The organism is Allofrancisella inopinata (assembly GCF_012222965.1).
Classification (GTDB): Bacteria; Pseudomonadota; Gammaproteobacteria; order Francisellales; family Francisellaceae; genus Francisella; species Francisella inopinata.
Genome location: NZ_CP038241.1, coordinates 1,203,224 through 1,219,571, shown reverse-complemented (window position 1 = coordinate 1,219,571; position 16,348 = coordinate 1,203,224). Strand labels below are relative to the sequence as shown.

Genomic DNA, 16,348 nt, shown 5'->3' with positions numbered 1-16,348 from the left:
TAAAGTATCTATTTGTAGAGTGTGTTACAAAACCTAATTATGCATTTGGGAGTAAGTATGCAATTAAAAATTTTTGAAATATACCGAAGTGATAATTTTTCATTAAAACATGAAATAATAGGAGGGATGACTACTTTTTTGTCTATGTTGTACATAGTAGTAGTTAACCCAATTATATTATCACACGCGGGTATACCTTTTAGTGGAGCACTTACAGCAACAGTACTAGTGTCCTTTGTAAGTTGTTTACTGATGGGGATTTTTAGTAATAGTCCTATAGCTGTCGCACCAGGTATGGGGATAAATGCTTTTTTTACATATGCAATCGTGCAAAACATGCAGGTTAGCTGGCAGATTGCTTTAGGTATTGTATTTTGGTCAGGAATAATTTTTACATTTTTATCAATGATAAACTTAAGAACTTTGATCGTTAAAGCAATTCCTTATCAAGTTCGCTATGCTGTGATTTGTGGTATTGGTTTGTTGATAGCTGTAGTGGGGTTAAAAGCTGCAAACGTTTTAGCACCTAATCCTGAAAATCTTATAGAAATGGCGGACCTAAATGTTTCTTTTATACTATTTTTAGTAGGACTGTTAGTTACAGGTGTATTGATTTATTATGGTTATACAGGAGCCCTTATTATTGGGATAGTCGGAATAACAGTAATTTATTTTAGCTTAAGTTTTTTATTCCCTAGCTTAAATTTACAAGCTAAATTCAATGGTTTTATAGCTATGCCAGATTTTTCAACGTTTGGTCAGTTAGATTTAGTAAATTCACTTTCTATTGCTTTTTGGCCAGCAATATTTGCCTTTTTATTTACTACTATGTTTGATAGTTTAGCCGGTGTAATCGGGGTATGTGAAGTTGGTAACTTATTAGATGAAAAGGGCGACCCTAAAAATTTAAAAGAAATATTAACAGTTGATGGATTAGCAGGAGTGTTTTCCGGTATACTTGGTACAAGTTCAGCTATTTCATATATTGAATCAGCAACAGGAATAAAAAGTGGGGCGAGAACAGGTGTCAGTGCAATAATAATAGGTTTTTTATTTTTACCTTTTTTATTTCTTTCACCTTTATTATCACTAGTTCCTTCAGTAGCAACAGCACCAGTATTATTTATCGTTGGTATTTATATGATGAAACTTATTGGAAATATTAAATGGCAACAAATTGAAGAGGCTATCCCTGCACTTATAACTATACTGATTATTCCTCTTACTAGCTCAATTACCCATGGGATGATTTTAGGTTTATTACTATGGAGTTTGTTTAGAGTATTTGTAGGTAAAATCAAAGATATTAGTAATACTCTAATTGTGTTAAATATTCTTTCTATAGGTTTATTAATTATAGAAACCATTTTTTAGAAAAATCCTAAAAATTCATTTCCAAACGGTTTTTTAGCAACTATCCAAACGTATTAAGGAGATAACCCAAGTACCTTGATGACGACGATTATTTAAATCTATTGCGTGACTGTCGCTTGGGTTATAATCAAAACTATTAAACAGCTCTGATTTAACTCGAAATAGCTTGGTTTTAATCTATTTCAGTTAGTACTACTTTTATGCCTAGTAGGCTATATTTGCCAATAGCCACTGCTATTGCCTGCACATCAAAAACTTAAATTAGTCATAAACTCTTTTATGATAAAAGCAACAATTTATGTTGGAATTGATATTATGGAATTTCCTAATTTTTATAACAAAAATACCACAACCTTAGTAATATTTTTTGCTGTATAAATTTGAAATTATTTTTTGACACGTTAATATGAAGTTACCTTTTGACAACAAAAGGTAAGCAATATAAATAAAAAGGAAGGAGATAAATAATGGGAAACTTAACATTATCAGCAAGTACACTTATAGGTGATAAAGTAGTTAATTATGATGGAGAAAATTTAGGTGAGGTAAAAGAAATCATGCTAAATACCGAAACAGGAGAAGTAGCTTATATAGTCGTATCATTTGGTGGGTTTTTAGGAATAGGAGATAAATTGTTTGCTATTCCTCTAACAGCTTTTGAAATAGATACAGCTAACAAGCAGTTTAAGCTTGATAAGTCAAAAGAAGATTTAGAAAAAGCTCCTGGCTTTGACAAAAATAACTGGCCAAAAGCTGATTCTTCTTATTGGACAGGAGATACTTTAGCAGAATTTTATAATGTCTAATACCCTAGGAAACGTATTAAATTATCTAAGGTATTTTCTACAGAACTAAAAAGTTTTATTAAAAAAAGGGGAATAAAAATGAAACAATCTGAAGAAAATATTCAAAAAGAGCAACCTGGGTTAACTTCTGAGATGGTTATTAAGCCTATTCATATTTACCAAGAGTATATTCCTGCAGACAAACTTAATGGTAAAGTTGCTCTTATAACAGGTGGGGATAGCGGGATAGGTAAAGCTGTGGCATTACATTTTGTAAAAGAAGGAGCAAAAGTTGCTTTTACTTACCACGCTAGAGAAAAAGAAGATGCTAAAGAAACTTTAGAAGAACTAAGAAAATTATCTAATAATAAAGATAATGTATTAGCGGTAGAAATTGATGTTAAAGATAGTAGACAGTGCTATGAGTTTGTTGAAAAATCTTATAAACATTTTGGAAGTATCGATGTGCTAGTGAATAACGCAGCTGTGCAATTTCCTCAAAACGATTTTCTTGACATATCACAAGAGCAATTAAAAGAAACTTTTGAGACTAACTTTTATCACTATGTGTATATGATAAAAGCAGCCTTAAAGCATATGCAAAAAGGAGCTAGCATAATAAATACTACTTCTGTCACAGCTTATAAGGGTAGGCCTGACTTGATTGATTATTCTTCCACAAAGGGTGCTATTGTAGCACTTACACGTTCTTTAGCAAAGAATATAATCAAGGATGGTATAAGAGTGAATGCTGTAGCTCCAGGACCGGTATGGACACCTTTAATACCCTCAAGTTTTAGTAAAGAAAAAGTCAAAAATTTTGGAGAAAGCACTTTGCTAGATGAGCCAGCACAACCTGCGGATATAGCTCCTGCTTACGTATTTCTTGCTAATGAGGTAGAGAGTAAATATTTCATCGGTCAAGTGCTTCATCCTAATGGTGGAGAGATCGTAAACGGTTAAGGGAGGAGTTAGATGCCTTATAATGCATTAAGTGAATTACCAAAAGGGGTACAGAATGTCCTTCCAAAGCATGCTCAAGAAATTTATAAAGAAGCTTTTAATAACGCTTGGGATGAGTATAAGGATGAATCAAAAAGAAGAACCGATGAAGATAGAGAAACAATATCCCATCAGGTAGCATGGTCAGCAGTTAAACAAAAATATTATAAAGACCAGCAAACTGGAAATTGGTATAAAAAGTAACTTATTATCTAGGTCTTATACCAATTCCAACATAAGTTTATGGTTGTTTTAAGTTTTTGATGTGCAGGCAATAGCAGTGGCTATTGGCAAATATAAAGTTAGAAAGTACTAATATGTGTTGGAATTGGTATTAAATAGTCGTTTTATATAAAACCAATTTTTAGCATACACAATGATAACAAATATAGCCTACTAGTTATTATAAAAGTAGTATTAACTGGAATGTCTTAAAATTAAACTATTCCCATGGATTACGTGGTCTATCCTAACTGAATGGCGTACTATTTTTTAGCGTAGTCAATCATAGGGTTTTTGGTTTTGCAATAAACGTTCTTAATTGAAAAAATTTTTAGGAGTTTCAATTACATGATATAGGGAATATAAATCATATTTATTTTTTTTAATATCAAAAAAGTTTGTTTTTAAGTCTTTTAAATCTTTTTCAATGTCATCAAGCAAATAAAGACCATGATTAGAATTTAAATATAATAACTTATTATCTCTTGTTATGAAAAAAGCAACAGCATGACTAGAATTATCTCCTGTTAGTTCTAAAAGATATCCTCCTACATGTGAATTTGAGTATCTAGAATAAATTTCATTTAAAAATTTGGAAGGTTTATATACTTGATCTTCACTTATTTTGATTCTTTGTAGAAACTGTTCTTCTAAAATCGCGTCAACATCAAAGTTTTTTTTCTGGTATTTCATTTGTAGAGTTTCTGATCTACCTAAGCTAATATGTATATCATCGCTTTTTAAAAAATAATTATTATTTACGATTGTCTCATGAAAGAAAGTAACAACTGACCCGAAGCAGACACCTTTATTATCGGCACCCAAGAAGGCATAACCTAAGTTAGATTTTATACGCCCATGTATATTTTTTGCCATAGTACACCCCAAAAGTAATTTTGTTTTTATTAAAAAATATTACAATTGACAATTTTATATTATTTTATTCGTTAATGTTAATATTTGTATTAGAAATTAGCTGTCAAAATTTAACAAGCAGAATGAATTAAAGAAAGATTTTAACAAGGGATACGTATACGAAAGTTCTATAAGTATAAAAAGTAAAACAGCCCATTTTTTCGAAAAACAAACTTAAGGTATGATTTAAGCTACGAGAAATAATGTTTTATACCTCTGCTAATTTTTTTGTTTTCTTAGCAGCATCATCAACCACAGATCCAGCTTTTTCAGCTGGGCCTCTTGGGTCTAATGCCTCTTTAACGTTTTTAGCCCCTTTTTTAGTAGCTTCCCAAGCATCACTAGATTTATCACTAATAAATTCACCAGTATTTTTAGCTCCATGTTTAGTAGCTTCCCAAGCATCGCTAGATTTATCACTAATAAATTCACCAGTATTTTTAGCTCCTTTTTTAGTAGCTTCCCAAGCATCGCTAGATTTATCACTGATAAATCCACCAGTATTTTTAGCCCCTTTTTTAGTAGTTTCCCAGGCGTCTCCAGCTTTTTCAGCTACATAATTGCCTGCATTATCTAATTTTTCACCTACGTTTGCTGCTGGACCAGCTGAAGAAGTGGATATTAGTAATGTGGTTAATAGTAGTAGGGGTATACTTTTTTTGCTCATAATTCATCTCCTTTGCTTTTGTTTGACAGTATATACTGTAAATATTATGAAAGTATGTGTCAAATATTGTACGGCAAAAAATGGCCCTAAAGTTTTATAAATATTTGGATAACAACATATGTCTTATAATTATGTTTTTTTGAAGAGATAAGTTAATTAATAAGTAGATTAGGTTAAATATATTAGCATTTTAGTGTTTGTTATCACTACTTAAATTCCAGCAAATACTTAAAAGTATAGTCGCCAGTATACAAGAGCTTATTAAAAAAATAAATACAGCGTTCCAGCCAAGATACGTTGCTATAATTCCTATAACAGCTTGAGCTCCTACTGTTCCTAAAAAATATCCAAATAGCCCTGTAAAACCAGCAGCTGTTCCGCCAGCTTTTTTAGGTACTAAGTCTAGAGCTAATATACCTATTAAAGCAACAGGTCCGTAGATAAGTACACCCATAGCAGATAGTGATAATAATAATATCCAAGCTGTATCACTATACCAGTAGACAAATAATACAGCTATAAATAAAATCATACAAATAACGCTTACTGGAGCCCTGCGGCTATTAAAGAATCTATCTGTAATCCAACCAATAACTATAGTCCCGGGAATTGCAGGTAACTCAAACATTGCAAAACCTAGTAAACCAGTGGTTGCGGACATGTGTTTAACTTGTACTAGATAGTAAGTGGACCAGCTGAGTAAACCGTATCTTGCACAATATACAAAGGCATTTGCTATAGCGATTAACCATACCCATTTATTATTTAGTACATATTTAAAGAAAATCTCTTTGGCAGTGAATTCTTTTTCCTCATAGCTAGATTGGTTAACATAGCCTTTATAGACCTCTATAGCTGGTAGGCCTACAGATTGCGGAGTGTCTGCACCAAATATTAGTATTAAAACTGCTACAGATATACATAAAATACCAGCAACATAAAAAAGTCCATGCCAGTCATTATTAAATAAATACAGCCCTATAGGTACAACTGCAATTGCTAAAAAACCAGCTCCAACGTTATGAGCAGTATTCCAAATTCCCATTTTAGTACCACGTTCATGTGCACAAAACCAATGTGTCATGATTCTAGCACAAGCTGGCCAGCCCATACCTTGAGCCCAGCCATTTACAAACATGATTACAAACATTAGCAAAACACCTAAAGAAAGTACACTCGGAATTATTAGGTTCAATAGACCACTTATTAATAATCCTAGTGCAAGAAAGACTTTGGCATTACTTCTATCTGCTATGTTTCCCATAAGAAACTTACTTACTCCATAAGCTATACCAAGGCCAGCTCCAATTAAGCCTAGCTCATCTGGGGAAAGGGTGGTTATATATTGTTTAGAGACATCAAAACTACTACGTCCAAAATAATATGTAAAATAGCCTATATAAGCTACAAGAAACATCCTTAAACGCCAATGAGGGTATTTAATAGCAACTTTTTTATCGTTTAATAAAGGCAGTGTCTTAGCAGGTTTTAAAAAATTCATTTTCTATTTTTTAACTCTAAAGTATCTTCTTAGTTTAGGGTAAATTTATAGCTTAGACAATTATTTTCTTAACATGTCAATAAAAAAATATTATATATTTTGCTAACAAAGTTTAGCTATTTAGTGTTTTAGTACATAATATCTTTATAAGGATAAGTGGAGAATAAACTTATGCAAAAACATAAAATTAATACGGTTAACGCTCCGCAAGCAATAGGAGCTTATGAACAAGCAATTGTTGCAGGAGATTTTATTTATACTTCAGGACAGATAGGTTTAAAACCAGATGGTAATTTAATTGGTGAAAGTATAAAAGAGCAAACAATCCAAGTTATGGAAAACTTAAAAGCTGTATTAGAAGCAGCTGGATCATGCTTAGACAAATTAGTTAAAGTTACTATTTTTATAAAAGATATGGATGAATTTAGTGTTATTAATGAGATTTATAGCTCATTTTTTGGTGATAACTATCCAGCTCGATCATGTGTGGAAGTATCAAGGCTACCAAAGGATGTAAGAATTGAGATCGAGGCAGTAGCTATGCTTTGATTTTTATGTAGGTATTTAACTTGTAAAAGTATAATACTTGAAGGAGGCCTACCAAAATGAAAATATTTCGTCATTTATATACACAGGTTTTAATTGGTATTTTTATAGGAGTTATACTAGGAATTTTTGCACCAAGCATAGCTGTTACTCTTAAGCCATTGGCTGATGTTTTTATCAAGCTTATTAAGCTTATGATCGCGCCTATCATATTTCTAACTTTGGTTTCTGGTATTGCTGCTATGAAAGATTTAAAAGCAGTTGGTAAGATAGGTGGAGTGGCACTATTATATTTCTTTACAACTACCGTGGTTGCTTTAACAATAGGTATGGTTGTAGCGAATATATTTAAACCTGGGGTTGGTTTAAATATAAATCCTAACTCTCTAGATATAAATAATGCTAAAGCTTATATGGGCAATGTTGAACATGTTGAAGGTCTGAAAGGTTTCCTTATGAATATTATACCTAACTCTTTTGTTGGAGCGTTTAGTAATGGAGATATTCTTCAGGTATTATTTGTATCTATATTGTTTGCATCTGGTCTGATACTTTATGGAGATAAAGGACAACCAATCTTAGAGAGTATCCAGTCATTATCAAAAGTGTTTTTTAAAATGATCCATATAGTAATGTATTATTCACCATTAGCAGCTTTTGCAGCTATGGGTTATACAGTGGGAATGTATGGAGCTAGTGCATTGCTTGGGCTATTAGGGTTACTGCTTTGTTTTTACCTCACTTGTTTATTGTTTTTATTGGTGTTTTTAGGTTTAGTATTACGACTTTATTGTAAAATTAGCATATTTAGATTATTAAATTATATAAAGACAGAAATTTTCATAGTACTCGGCACATCGTCATCTGAAAGTGTCCTACCTAATCTAATGGAGAAATTAGAACAGGTAGGTTGTGATAGATCGATAGTAAGTTTAGTTGTCCCTACTGGATATTCGTTTAACCTTGATGGTACAGCTATATATTTGTCATTAGCAGCTATTTTCATAGCACAAGCTTTAGGTGTGGATCTTACATTACAGCAACAGATATTTATGTTAATGATTATGATTATTAGCTCTAAAGGAGCAGCAGGTGTGACCGGTAGTGGTTTTATAATACTAGCAACAACTTTAAGCGCTTTAGGAGTTGTTCCTGTAGCTGGTATAGTGATTATATTAGGTATAGATAGATTTATGTCAGAAGGTCGATCTATTACCAATATGATAGGTAATGCTGTGGGTACGATCATTATATCAAAAAGCCAAGGCAAGCTTGATGTTAATCAAGCAAGATTAGCTTTAAAGTATTAGTGGCTTTATATTAAACAAAGTTAACTGGTGTTTTGTTTACTTTTCATTTATTAGGGAGATACCTCATCTTTCAGTAAAGGGACAATTATAGCAAAGTCATGTAAACGACAGATTCCATTAGTTCAGGAATACAGCTAACTAACCTCACACATGGACTCGCATATTTAATCAATTCATTTTTGAATTTAGATCAGCATTTTTTTTTAATTTTTTCTTTCATTAATAAATTTATTTAAAAAGTATAATCACAGACATACATATATCTGGCATTTTAAAAGTATAGTGCCTTAATTAAATTTGTTGCCCCTAAAATATAACTAACTCTTCATATAGCTAACTTTGTATTTCATACCTAATTTAATCCTTTAATATTTGCCAATAGCTACTGCTATTGCCTGCACATCAAAAACTTAAATTAGTCATAAACTCCTTTGTGATAAATGCACCAATTTATGTTGGAATTGGTATAATGATTGAATCTCAATATATATATTATAGCATAAATATGAAAGTGTCTTTGTATTGGTATTAGAGAATATATTGATACTTATAATAAGGAAAGATTGCATTCAAGTATTGGATATATAACTCTTGATGAAGCATATAATAGTATTTTGGATGCTGTATAAAAAAGCAGGGAATAAAAATAGCTTATAAATTGACTAGAATGGAAGTTCAATATGAATAATTGGCCTCGTTTCCTGAAGTGAAATATGTGCCAGATACCTAAGATTTTTAATTGATTTGATCTGTATAATTTTTTCACGACTTAAATTATTTTCAGCTTCATCTTTAGTATAATCTATTTCGGTTAAAACCATTGGCCACCAATTTTCAAAAATATAATTACAAATATCTGGTGACTTTGTTACTTCATTTAATAAAAAGGATATAAATGAAGTTTTGTTGTATCTAACAGGAGATCTAACTGGATTAAATTTATTATTTTTATCTTTTTCTTCTAAATTGTCGTAAAAAAACTTCCTTAGAAATCTTTGAAGTTCATTAATAGAATCAACATCAGAATTTATAATTGTTCTTAGTAATCCGACTTTTTTTCTACCCGCGCTTCCATGATGTTCAAAAAAACCTCTAGATTCAGTATGATGCAATAAATAATTGTTGCAAGCATTTAAAACATGGCTTTTAAATTCATTATATGACATCTCATATAATCGTTTAAAATCTATTTTTACAGCTCTTCTGCAACATGGGCAATTTTTTCGCTTGTCGGTTAATAACCAATGAGATATGCAAGTTTTACAAAAAACATGATTGCATTCGGTTTTGAAATAATTATTGGCTTCTATTTCACTTAAGCATATTGCACATTCTGACATTGTTTATTTAAAAAAATATGAATATAATTCTTTGGATAATACTATATTTTTAAATTTTATACAATATAGCAAAATGCTGTTTCAGGGCAATTGCATTAAAAAAGAGTTGAAATTGTGAGAAAATAGGCTATCGGAAAAAAACTAAATTCTCTAAACCCATGAGTACAAAAGCTACTGCAAGCATATTTCATCACTTCGAACAAGTCAGTGATCCAAGAATAAACCGCAAAAAGAGACATAAACTCATAGATATATTTTTTATGACTATTACAGCGGTAATATGTGGTGCAAATAACTGGGTAATGATAGAAGAATTCTGTAAATCAAAGGAAGAGTGGTTAAATAATATTCTAGACCTGGAAAATGGTATCCCATCTCATGATACTTTTGGCAGAGTTTTTGCTGCTTTAAATACACAAGAGTTTATAGAATGCTTCAATCAGTGGATGAAAGATATCTAAACTATTACTAATACGGAGATAATAGCTATTGATGGAAAGTGTTTAAGAGGTACAAAAACAGGCTTAACTCTTTTAAATGCATGGGCTTGCGAAAATGACTGCGTATTAGGTCAAGAAGTAGTCGATAGCAAGTCAAATGAAATCACAGCCATGCCAAAATTGCTTAGTAAATTAGATTTAGCTGGAACTATTATTACTAGTGATGCTATGGGAACACAGCGTAAGACTGCTCAACAAATTATCGAGCAAAAAGGTGATTATGTTTTGAGTTTAAAGGGTAATCAATCTTCACTTCATGAAGATGTCGCTTTATGGTTTAGCTCAAAAAAGTAGGCTAAACTAGATAGCTTTGATAGTTTAGACTGTGACCACGGAAGGATTGAGCATAGACTAGTTACAGCTACTAGTGATATTGACTGGTTAACAAAGCGACATAACTGGGAAGGCTTAAAAACAATAGTTGCTGTCAAATCAATTAGACAAATTAAGTCTACTGGGGAAAGTTCTTGTGAGACCAGATATTTCATATCTTATGTAGATGCCGATAATATTGAAACAATAGCAAAAGCTATTCGCTCTCATTGGTCTGTAGAAAATAAACTGCACTGGTTGTTAGATGTTAGTTTTGATGAAGATAGAAATAGGACTAGAGTTGACAATAGTGCTTCAAACTTAGCAATTATACCAATTCCAACATAAATTGGTGCATTTATCACAAAGGAGTTTATGACTAATTTAAGTTTTTGATGTGCAGCCAATAGCAGTGGCTATTGGCAAATATTAAAGGATTAAATTAGGTATGAAATACAAAGTTAGAAAGTAATAATATGTGTTGGAATTGGTATTATAAGGCAGATAGCTCTTAATCTCATAAAAAAAGAAAATACTGCTAAAGTCGGAATCCTGACAAAAAGAATGAAGGCTGGGTGGGATAATAAATATTTGCTGAAAATTATGGGTTTATTTTAATGCAATTGCCATGATGCTGGAGCCTTTCCACTTAACTGTGTAAATTCAGTTACATGAATCTCTGGATTCTATCCTCAAACTCAATAGCGAAATAAGGCATAGCCTCATTCCAATATCTGACAGGCATAGACCATTTTTTAGTCAAATAATCTATAGCCAAGTACAAAGATTTGAAAACAGAGTCATCCTTAGGAAACAGCTTTTTATTTTTAATAACTTTCCTAAACTGACTATTAAGCGATTCTATCGCATTAGTAGTATAAATTACTTTACGAATTTTTGGTGGTTTGTACTTTGTTGTTTTAATATACAAACCAGATAAACCATTTTTTCTAAAATTCTGCAACCATGTTTGTATTGTTTTCCATGGGGTTTTTAAAACTTTAGCAGTATCTTGCAAGCTCATCCCGTCCTTTATACATATTTGGCAAAATCAGCTGGTAATTTAATCGGTCTTGGCATTATTTATGTAATAATTGAGTCTCAATATATATTATAGCATAAATATGAAAGTGTCTTTGGATTAATATAACTTATATTTTAAGTACATTTCGAAACCACTTGTTGGATGGTGGTGGTTATATGATAAACAAAATCACCCAGATCCTTTAAATACTCTTTCTCCATTAACAGATACTGCAACACTACAAACACTGACCTATAATCAGATGCAAAATTTAGCTACATACCATTTAATGGACCTAAATTTAAACTAACCACCTTATCAAAACTTTCTAATAGTTTAATATTGTGAGTGATAAAAATAACAGTTTTATTTTCCATTAGTTTACATAGGTTATTAAAAATAACTTTTTCAGTTTCTTTATCTAAGCCTTCAGTTGGCTCATCTAGAATTAATATAGGTTTATCTTGTAAAAAAGCTCGTGCTAGAGCGAGACGCTTTTGTTGTCCACCTGAAAGATGTTTTCCCAGTTCACCTGTCCAAGTATCTAAACCTTTTGGTAAAGATTTTACATAATCAGCTAATAAAACGTCTTCCAAAGCTTGATAAAGTTCATCATCTGTAGCTTTATCTTTTGCTAGTAATAAGTTTTCTCTAATCGTCGTGTTAAAGATATGCGGAGATTGGTTTATAACAGTCATTAGGTTTCTTAGCTGATCTTCGCTAAAGTTTCTAATGTTTGCTTCACCTATAGATACACTACCTTGTTTGACATCCCAAAATCTTGCTAAAAGATTTATAAGGGTAGATTTACCACTGCCTGTTGGGGCAAATAAAGCTATCTTTTCACCAGTTTTTATCTCAAGTGAAAAATTTTTAAATACTAGCTGGTTATCACTATAGCCGAATGACACCTGATCAAATTTTATATCATAGTTGCTTATAGGCTTGTATTCCTCTAAGTAGTTAATATCTGGTTTTGAATTTGTAATATTTAAAATCCTTTTAGCTGCAGAGAGAGTTTTACCAAGGTATTGATATGCAAGTGGTAGAGGTATAATTGATTCAAACATTGCCATAATGGCTAAAAATATCAAAGCAATAAAAGCTCCGTTTATTGAACCTTCATTTGTTAGCTTAACTGCGAATATTGTTACCATGATTATAATTAAACCAAGAGCTAAGGTCATAAGAGCGCTACCAAAACCGCTAATAATACTTAGTTTAGCTTCTTGTTGTAATAGCTGAAGGTTATATTGCTTTATTCTCCCAAAATGTTTATTTTCTAAGTCAAATATTTTTAGTTCAGCAAGAGAGTTAATATGCTCAACTATATCAGTTTTTAACTCGCTACTTTTTTTATTTAAAGAAAGTGATTTTTTAAAAGCCAAAACGCTATTAAATAAAGGTATTATAAAACCAGTGAATAATAAAGCTAAGGCTGTAAAAATGGCTAATGTAAAGCTAAAAAAGCTAAACAATAAAGCTATAACAAAAGTTGCTAATACAAAAACAATAGTTGGTGAAAGTATGCGGATATATAAGTTGTCTAAAGCTGCAATATCATTTACTAATCTAGTTAGTAAATCACCACTTTTATATTTGTACAAGTGTGATGGTGCAAGAGGTTCAAGCTTTTGGTAAAACCATACGCGTATGTCTGTGATAATCTTAAAGGTAGCCTCATGAGTAAGTATCCTTTCGCCATATCTACTAACAATTCTACCTAAAGAAAATGTTCTCACCCCAGCAGAAGGGTAAAAATAATTAAACGAAGTTGCTATAGCATAAGTAGTTGTAGCTAGGTACCCTGCATATGATATAAACCAGCCTGATAACGACATAAGTCCAACACCCATTAGTATAGCTGACCATGCTAATAAGGTTCCTAAAAGCATCCATTTGGATTGATTTTTAAAGAGTTTTATAAAAGGTATTAGGTCTCTCATATAGTTACCTCATTTTTATAAAAGTTGCAGAACTCTTCACTTTCTTTTTCAATTAATTCTTTAAAGCTACCTTGCTGAACAAGTTTGCCATTATCTAATACGTAAATTTGGTCTACACACTCAAGAAAGCTTAATTTATGAGTTAGCATAATAACTGTTTTATCTTGCCAGTTAGATTTTAATGACTCTATAACTTTAGTTTCAGTCTCTTTATCTAAGCTGGCTGTTGGCTCATCAAGTATCAGTAAATTATGTGGTTTTAGGTAAGCTCTTGCTAGTGCTAATCTCTGAGCTTGTCCGCCTGATATGCCAAGGTTTTGTTCACCTATTTGGGTGTCAAGTCCATTAGGTAGAGATAGTATAAAATTATCTAAATTTGCTTGCTCTATAGTTTTGGCTAACTCTTTATCCGAAGCGGCGATATTTGCAAGAGTTAGATTATCTTTGATTGAGCCTTTAAATAAAGAAGCATTTTGACCTAGCCAAGAAATATTTCTAAGCCAAGATTTTTCTTGTATGTCTTTAAGCTCTAAAGAATTATTAATAGTTATATTCCCTTGATATCCTATAAAGCCAAGAATTGTGTTGATAAGTGTGGTCTTACCAGCGCCACTAGCTCCCACGATAGCAATTTTTTGTTTGTGTTGTACCTTTAAAGATATATTATCAATAGTGATTCTATTGCCGTATTTTACTGTCAAGTTTTGTATATCGATAGTTTTTATAGTGTCTACTAGTTCTATATTTTTAGTTTGAGAGTGTGGCTGTATGTCAAATATTTTTGCTATCTCTATAGCTGCTCCCACAGCTTCAGCTTTTGCATGATAATGAGTGCTTAGTTCACGCAATGGCATAAAAAATTCAGGAGCAAGCAAAAGTATAAATAAAGCACCTTGAAGGTTTAAATTATGTAAAGACCACCAGATATTATTACCAGCGCCAGCATTTATAAATCCCATACCTAAATATATTGCTACCAGTGCTATTGAAGCAGCTGCAAATAGTTCTAAAACAGCAGATGATAAAAAAGCAATTTTTAAGACTTTCATAGTGCGGATTCTATAATTATCCGAAGCTTGGAAGATCTTGTCACTTTGAGATTTACTTTTATTAAAAAGTTTTAAAGTTGTTAAGCCTTTTAAAGTATCTAGAAATGTTAGACTCATGCGGGTCAAACTTTTAAAGTGCTTTTGGCTTTCAGACTCAGCTCCTAGTCCAACAATTATCATAAATAAAGGTACCAACGGGGCACAAATTAGTAAGATAACTCCAGCTACAAGACTTTGGGGAAATACAGAAACTAAAATAGCTAATGGTAATAGACCAGATAAAGTTACCTGAGGTAAAAATTTGGTTAAAAAGCCTGTTAATCCTTCGACTTGCTCCATAGCACTACTGATAATATTAGCATTTGATGTTTGACTGATACCAATAGGTCCAAGTTTATTAATATGGGCTATTATATCTTCACGAAGCTGTTTTTTTACGATAATGGCAGCTTTGTAGCTTATTATTTCACGTAACCAACTTAAACTAGCTCTAAAAATCACTATCATAACGATAGCAAAAAAATATATTTTTAACTGGTCAAAAGACTGTTTTTGTAAATAAGCATCATATGAAATATGGGCTAATAGATAGAGTTGTCCAATAAGTAGTAAACCACTAACAAAACTAACTATTATAGTTAGTTTTATCCATAATTTTGCAGGTAAAGATATTTCATTTAACCATTTGCGAGCGGATTTCTTATATTGTTTTGATACTTCTGAGCTTTGCATAAAATTTTAAGAATACTAGTAGTAAAAAAGATATGAGTAATATTATATAGTATTTAAGTTTTATGAACCCTAGAAAGTATTTATTTTTTATTGTGTAGAGTGATTGGTTTCGCTACTTACTACGTAAGTTATAGCGACATACTTTTTTCATTGCAAAAAAAGTATGCAAAAATGCTAGCACATGCTATCGCTTAGTTGTACGCCATTGGCAACTACAAAACTCGCGATGCTCAAACAGTTGTAGTTGCTATTTCAATGGCTTAACAACTGCTAAACGCAAATGTGCTTTAAAAAATACAAGTGTAAATGCAAAAGTTTGTAACTTGTTTATTATGTACAGGGGTTTGTACTAATTAGTATACTTTTCATTTTTAAGAATTCCTTTGATTACAAATATCAACTATATTAGTATAGCTATTAGTTAGTTAACTACATAAAAAAGGAAAAAAAGATGAAAAAACTATTATGTCTTATGGTGGCATTTATATATCTAGGATACGCTTTACCGGCACTAGCGGATACTAAGGCAACACCTGAAGCCCAAGTATCATCCGATGAGAGTTTTTTAGATAGTTCAAAACAAGTTTTACAAACTACTGTTAGCGCTACTGGGCATGGTATTATAAATATTGTTAAATTTCTTGGTAATGGTATTTATAACGTCATAAAAGCTATAGGAGATGGAACATATAATATTATGGCTGCTACTGCAAATAAACTTGATGATATCCAAATAGCAATGGCAGAAAGTTTAGGTAATATGGCGGATGGATCTGCAAATTGTGTTAGTAAGCTAACAGCAAATAATGATTGCTAAATAATACTAAAACCTAATTATTTAAAGCGTTATACTAGCCATAGTATCCTTTTATTCTAAACGTGAGAGGTTTAGGTTTATAATGAAAAATAAATTTAAAAAACTAAGGAACAAACGAATTATTTCTTTTATTATTTCTATAGTGTTAATTTTAGTACTGCTTTTTATTCCTAATATTGAAAGTAAATCAGTTGATCAAGCTAAAGATGTAGTTAATAAAGCAGTTAATGATGTTTCTAAAAAGCTTAATGAAGCTGCTCAAGATAGTAATAATAAGCTTCAACCTGATAAGTAAGCTTTTTATTT

General features: G+C 31.5%; 14 protein-coding genes and 4 pseudogenes. 9 read left to right on the top strand and 9 right to left on the bottom strand.

Translation table 11 applies throughout. The features are described from left to right. Positions 1-57 precede the first annotated feature (57 nt). The 4 genes from E4K63_RS05565 to E4K63_RS05550 all read left to right on the top strand — a co-directional run bounded on the left by E4K63_RS05565 (position 58) and on the right by E4K63_RS05550 (position 3,365). Complete coding sequence (locus tag E4K63_RS05565; RefSeq protein WP_133940520.1) at positions 58-1,374, top strand: NCS2 family permease; 1,317 nt, start codon at positions 58-60, stop codon at positions 1,372-1,374. A gap of 467 nt (positions 1,375-1,841) precedes the next feature. Then, positions 1,842-2,180 (top strand): PRC-barrel domain-containing protein, encoded by a 339-nt coding sequence (locus E4K63_RS05560; RefSeq protein WP_133940518.1) that lies wholly within the window; start codon positions 1,842-1,844, stop codon positions 2,178-2,180. 78 nt (positions 2,181-2,258) lie between these two features. Then, positions 2,259-3,122 carry an SDR family oxidoreductase gene (locus E4K63_RS05555; RefSeq protein WP_133940516.1) on the top strand — a complete coding sequence of 288 codons (864 nt, stop codon included), beginning with the start codon at positions 2,259-2,261 and terminating at the stop codon, positions 3,120-3,122. Positions 3,123-3,134: 12 nt separating this feature from the next. Continuing rightward, entirely contained in the window at positions 3,135-3,365 is a 231-nt protein-coding gene (locus E4K63_RS05550; RefSeq protein ID WP_133940514.1) for a ChaB family protein, read from the top strand. 333 nt (positions 3,366-3,698) lie between these two features. Here the strand turns inward: E4K63_RS05550 and E4K63_RS05545 are convergent, their stop codons facing one another. The 3 genes from E4K63_RS05545 to E4K63_RS05535 all read right to left on the bottom strand — a co-directional run bounded on the left by E4K63_RS05545 (position 3,699) and on the right by E4K63_RS05535 (position 6,466). Beyond that, positions 3,699-4,259, bottom strand: coding sequence for a hypothetical protein (locus E4K63_RS05545; RefSeq protein WP_133940512.1), 561 nt, complete (start codon positions 4,257-4,259; stop codon positions 3,699-3,701). Between the two features lie 247 nt (positions 4,260-4,506). Next, positions 4,507-4,965, bottom strand: coding sequence for a hypothetical protein (locus tag E4K63_RS05540; RefSeq protein ID WP_133940510.1), 459 nt, complete (start codon positions 4,963-4,965; stop codon positions 4,507-4,509). Positions 4,966-5,155: 190 nt separating this feature from the next. Further along, entirely contained in the window at positions 5,156-6,466 is a 1,311-nt protein-coding gene (locus tag E4K63_RS05535) for an MFS transporter (RefSeq protein WP_133940508.1), read from the bottom strand. 171 nt (positions 6,467-6,637) lie between these two features. On the opposite strand from E4K63_RS05535, the gene E4K63_RS05530 reads away from it, so the two are divergent. Continuing rightward, positions 6,638-7,015: a RidA family protein gene (locus tag E4K63_RS05530; protein WP_133940506.1), complete on the top strand. Its 378-nt coding sequence runs from the start codon at positions 6,638-6,640 to the stop codon at positions 7,013-7,015. 56 nt (positions 7,016-7,071) lie between these two features. Then, positions 7,072-8,322, top strand: coding sequence for a C4-dicarboxylate transporter DctA (dctA, locus tag E4K63_RS05525; protein WP_133940504.1), 1,251 nt, complete (start codon positions 7,072-7,074; stop codon positions 8,320-8,322). Positions 8,323-8,984: 662 nt separating this feature from the next. Here dctA and E4K63_RS05520 read toward each other — a convergent pair. Together E4K63_RS05520 and E4K63_RS08395 are read right to left on the bottom strand one after the other, a co-directional pair. Further along, positions 8,985-9,488, bottom strand: a complete 504-nt coding sequence (locus E4K63_RS05520) for a hypothetical protein (RefSeq protein WP_244947442.1) — start codon at positions 9,486-9,488, stop codon at positions 8,985-8,987. A 36-nt stretch (positions 9,489-9,524) separates the two neighbouring features. Continuing rightward, positions 9,525-9,662, bottom strand: a pseudogene (locus tag E4K63_RS08395) (RING finger domain-containing protein); the annotation flags it as partial. Between the two features lie 158 nt (positions 9,663-9,820). On the opposite strand from E4K63_RS08395, the pseudogene E4K63_RS08260 reads away from it, so the two are divergent. Further along, a pseudogene (locus E4K63_RS08260) lies at positions 9,821-10,822 on the top strand (ISAs1 family transposase). A 319-nt stretch (positions 10,823-11,141) separates the two neighbouring features. Here the strand turns inward: E4K63_RS08260 and E4K63_RS05500 are convergent. The 4 genes and pseudogenes from E4K63_RS05500 to cydD form a co-directional block, all read right to left on the bottom strand. After that, a pseudogene (locus E4K63_RS05500) lies at positions 11,142-11,378 on the bottom strand (transposase); the annotation flags it as partial. A gap of 33 nt (positions 11,379-11,411) precedes the next feature. Beyond that, positions 11,412-11,510: pseudogene (locus E4K63_RS08310) on the bottom strand (helix-turn-helix domain-containing protein); the annotation flags it as partial. Between the two features lie 263 nt (positions 11,511-11,773). Next, positions 11,774-13,444, bottom strand: a complete 1,671-nt coding sequence (gene cydC / locus E4K63_RS05495; RefSeq protein WP_133940496.1) for a heme ABC transporter ATP-binding protein/permease CydC — start codon at positions 13,442-13,444, stop codon at positions 11,774-11,776. Then, positions 13,441-15,225: a heme ABC transporter permease/ATP-binding protein CydD gene (gene cydD / locus E4K63_RS05490; RefSeq protein ID WP_133940494.1), complete on the bottom strand. Its 1,785-nt coding sequence runs from the start codon at positions 15,223-15,225 to the stop codon at positions 13,441-13,443. The genes cydC and cydD overlap by 4 nt, the downstream gene beginning before the upstream one ends. Before the next feature lie 451 nt (positions 15,226-15,676). On the opposite strand from cydD, the gene E4K63_RS05485 reads away from it, so the two are divergent. Both E4K63_RS05485 and E4K63_RS05480 read left to right on the top strand, forming a co-directional pair. After that, positions 15,677-16,042: a hypothetical protein gene (locus E4K63_RS05485; RefSeq protein WP_133940492.1), complete on the top strand. Its 366-nt coding sequence runs from the start codon at positions 15,677-15,679 to the stop codon at positions 16,040-16,042. Positions 16,043-16,124: 82 nt separating this feature from the next. Continuing rightward, entirely contained in the window at positions 16,125-16,337 is a 213-nt protein-coding gene (locus tag E4K63_RS05480) for a hypothetical protein (protein WP_133940491.1), read from the top strand. Positions 16,338-16,348: the final 11 nt, after the last annotated feature.

Bases quoted from the DNA above. Each gene is read 5' to 3' on its own strand.
- E4K63_RS05565 (WP_133940520.1), top strand. From the start codon at position 58: ATGCAATTAAAAATTTTTGAAATATACCGAAGTGATAATTTTTCATTA.
- E4K63_RS05560 (WP_133940518.1), top strand. From the start codon at position 1,842: ATGGGAAACTTAACATTATCAGCAAGTACACTTATAGGTGATAAAGTA.
- E4K63_RS05555 (WP_133940516.1), top strand. From the start codon at position 2,259: ATGAAACAATCTGAAGAAAATATTCAAAAAGAGCAACCTGGGTTAACT.
- E4K63_RS05550 (WP_133940514.1), top strand. From the start codon at position 3,135: ATGCCTTATAATGCATTAAGTGAATTACCAAAAGGGGTACAGAATGTC.
- E4K63_RS05545 (WP_133940512.1), bottom strand. From the start codon at position 4,259: ATGGCAAAAAATATACATGGGCGTATAAAATCTAACTTAGGTTATGCC.
- E4K63_RS05540 (WP_133940510.1), bottom strand. From the start codon at position 4,965: ATGAGCAAAAAAAGTATACCCCTACTACTATTAACCACATTACTAATA.
- E4K63_RS05535 (WP_133940508.1), bottom strand. From the start codon at position 6,466: ATGAATTTTTTAAAACCTGCTAAGACACTGCCTTTATTAAACGATAAA.
- E4K63_RS05530 (WP_133940506.1), top strand. From the start codon at position 6,638: ATGCAAAAACATAAAATTAATACGGTTAACGCTCCGCAAGCAATAGGA.
- dctA (WP_133940504.1), top strand. From the start codon at position 7,072: ATGAAAATATTTCGTCATTTATATACACAGGTTTTAATTGGTATTTTT.
- E4K63_RS05520 (WP_244947442.1), bottom strand. From the start codon at position 9,488: ATGTCATATAATGAATTTAAAAGCCATGTTTTAAATGCTTGCAACAAT.
- cydC (WP_133940496.1), bottom strand. From the start codon at position 13,444: ATGAGAGACCTAATACCTTTTATAAAACTCTTTAAAAATCAATCCAAA.
- cydD (WP_133940494.1), bottom strand. From the start codon at position 15,225: ATGCAAAGCTCAGAAGTATCAAAACAATATAAGAAATCCGCTCGCAAA.
- E4K63_RS05485 (WP_133940492.1), top strand. From the start codon at position 15,677: ATGAAAAAACTATTATGTCTTATGGTGGCATTTATATATCTAGGATAC.
- E4K63_RS05480 (WP_133940491.1), top strand. From the start codon at position 16,125: ATGAAAAATAAATTTAAAAAACTAAGGAACAAACGAATTATTTCTTTT.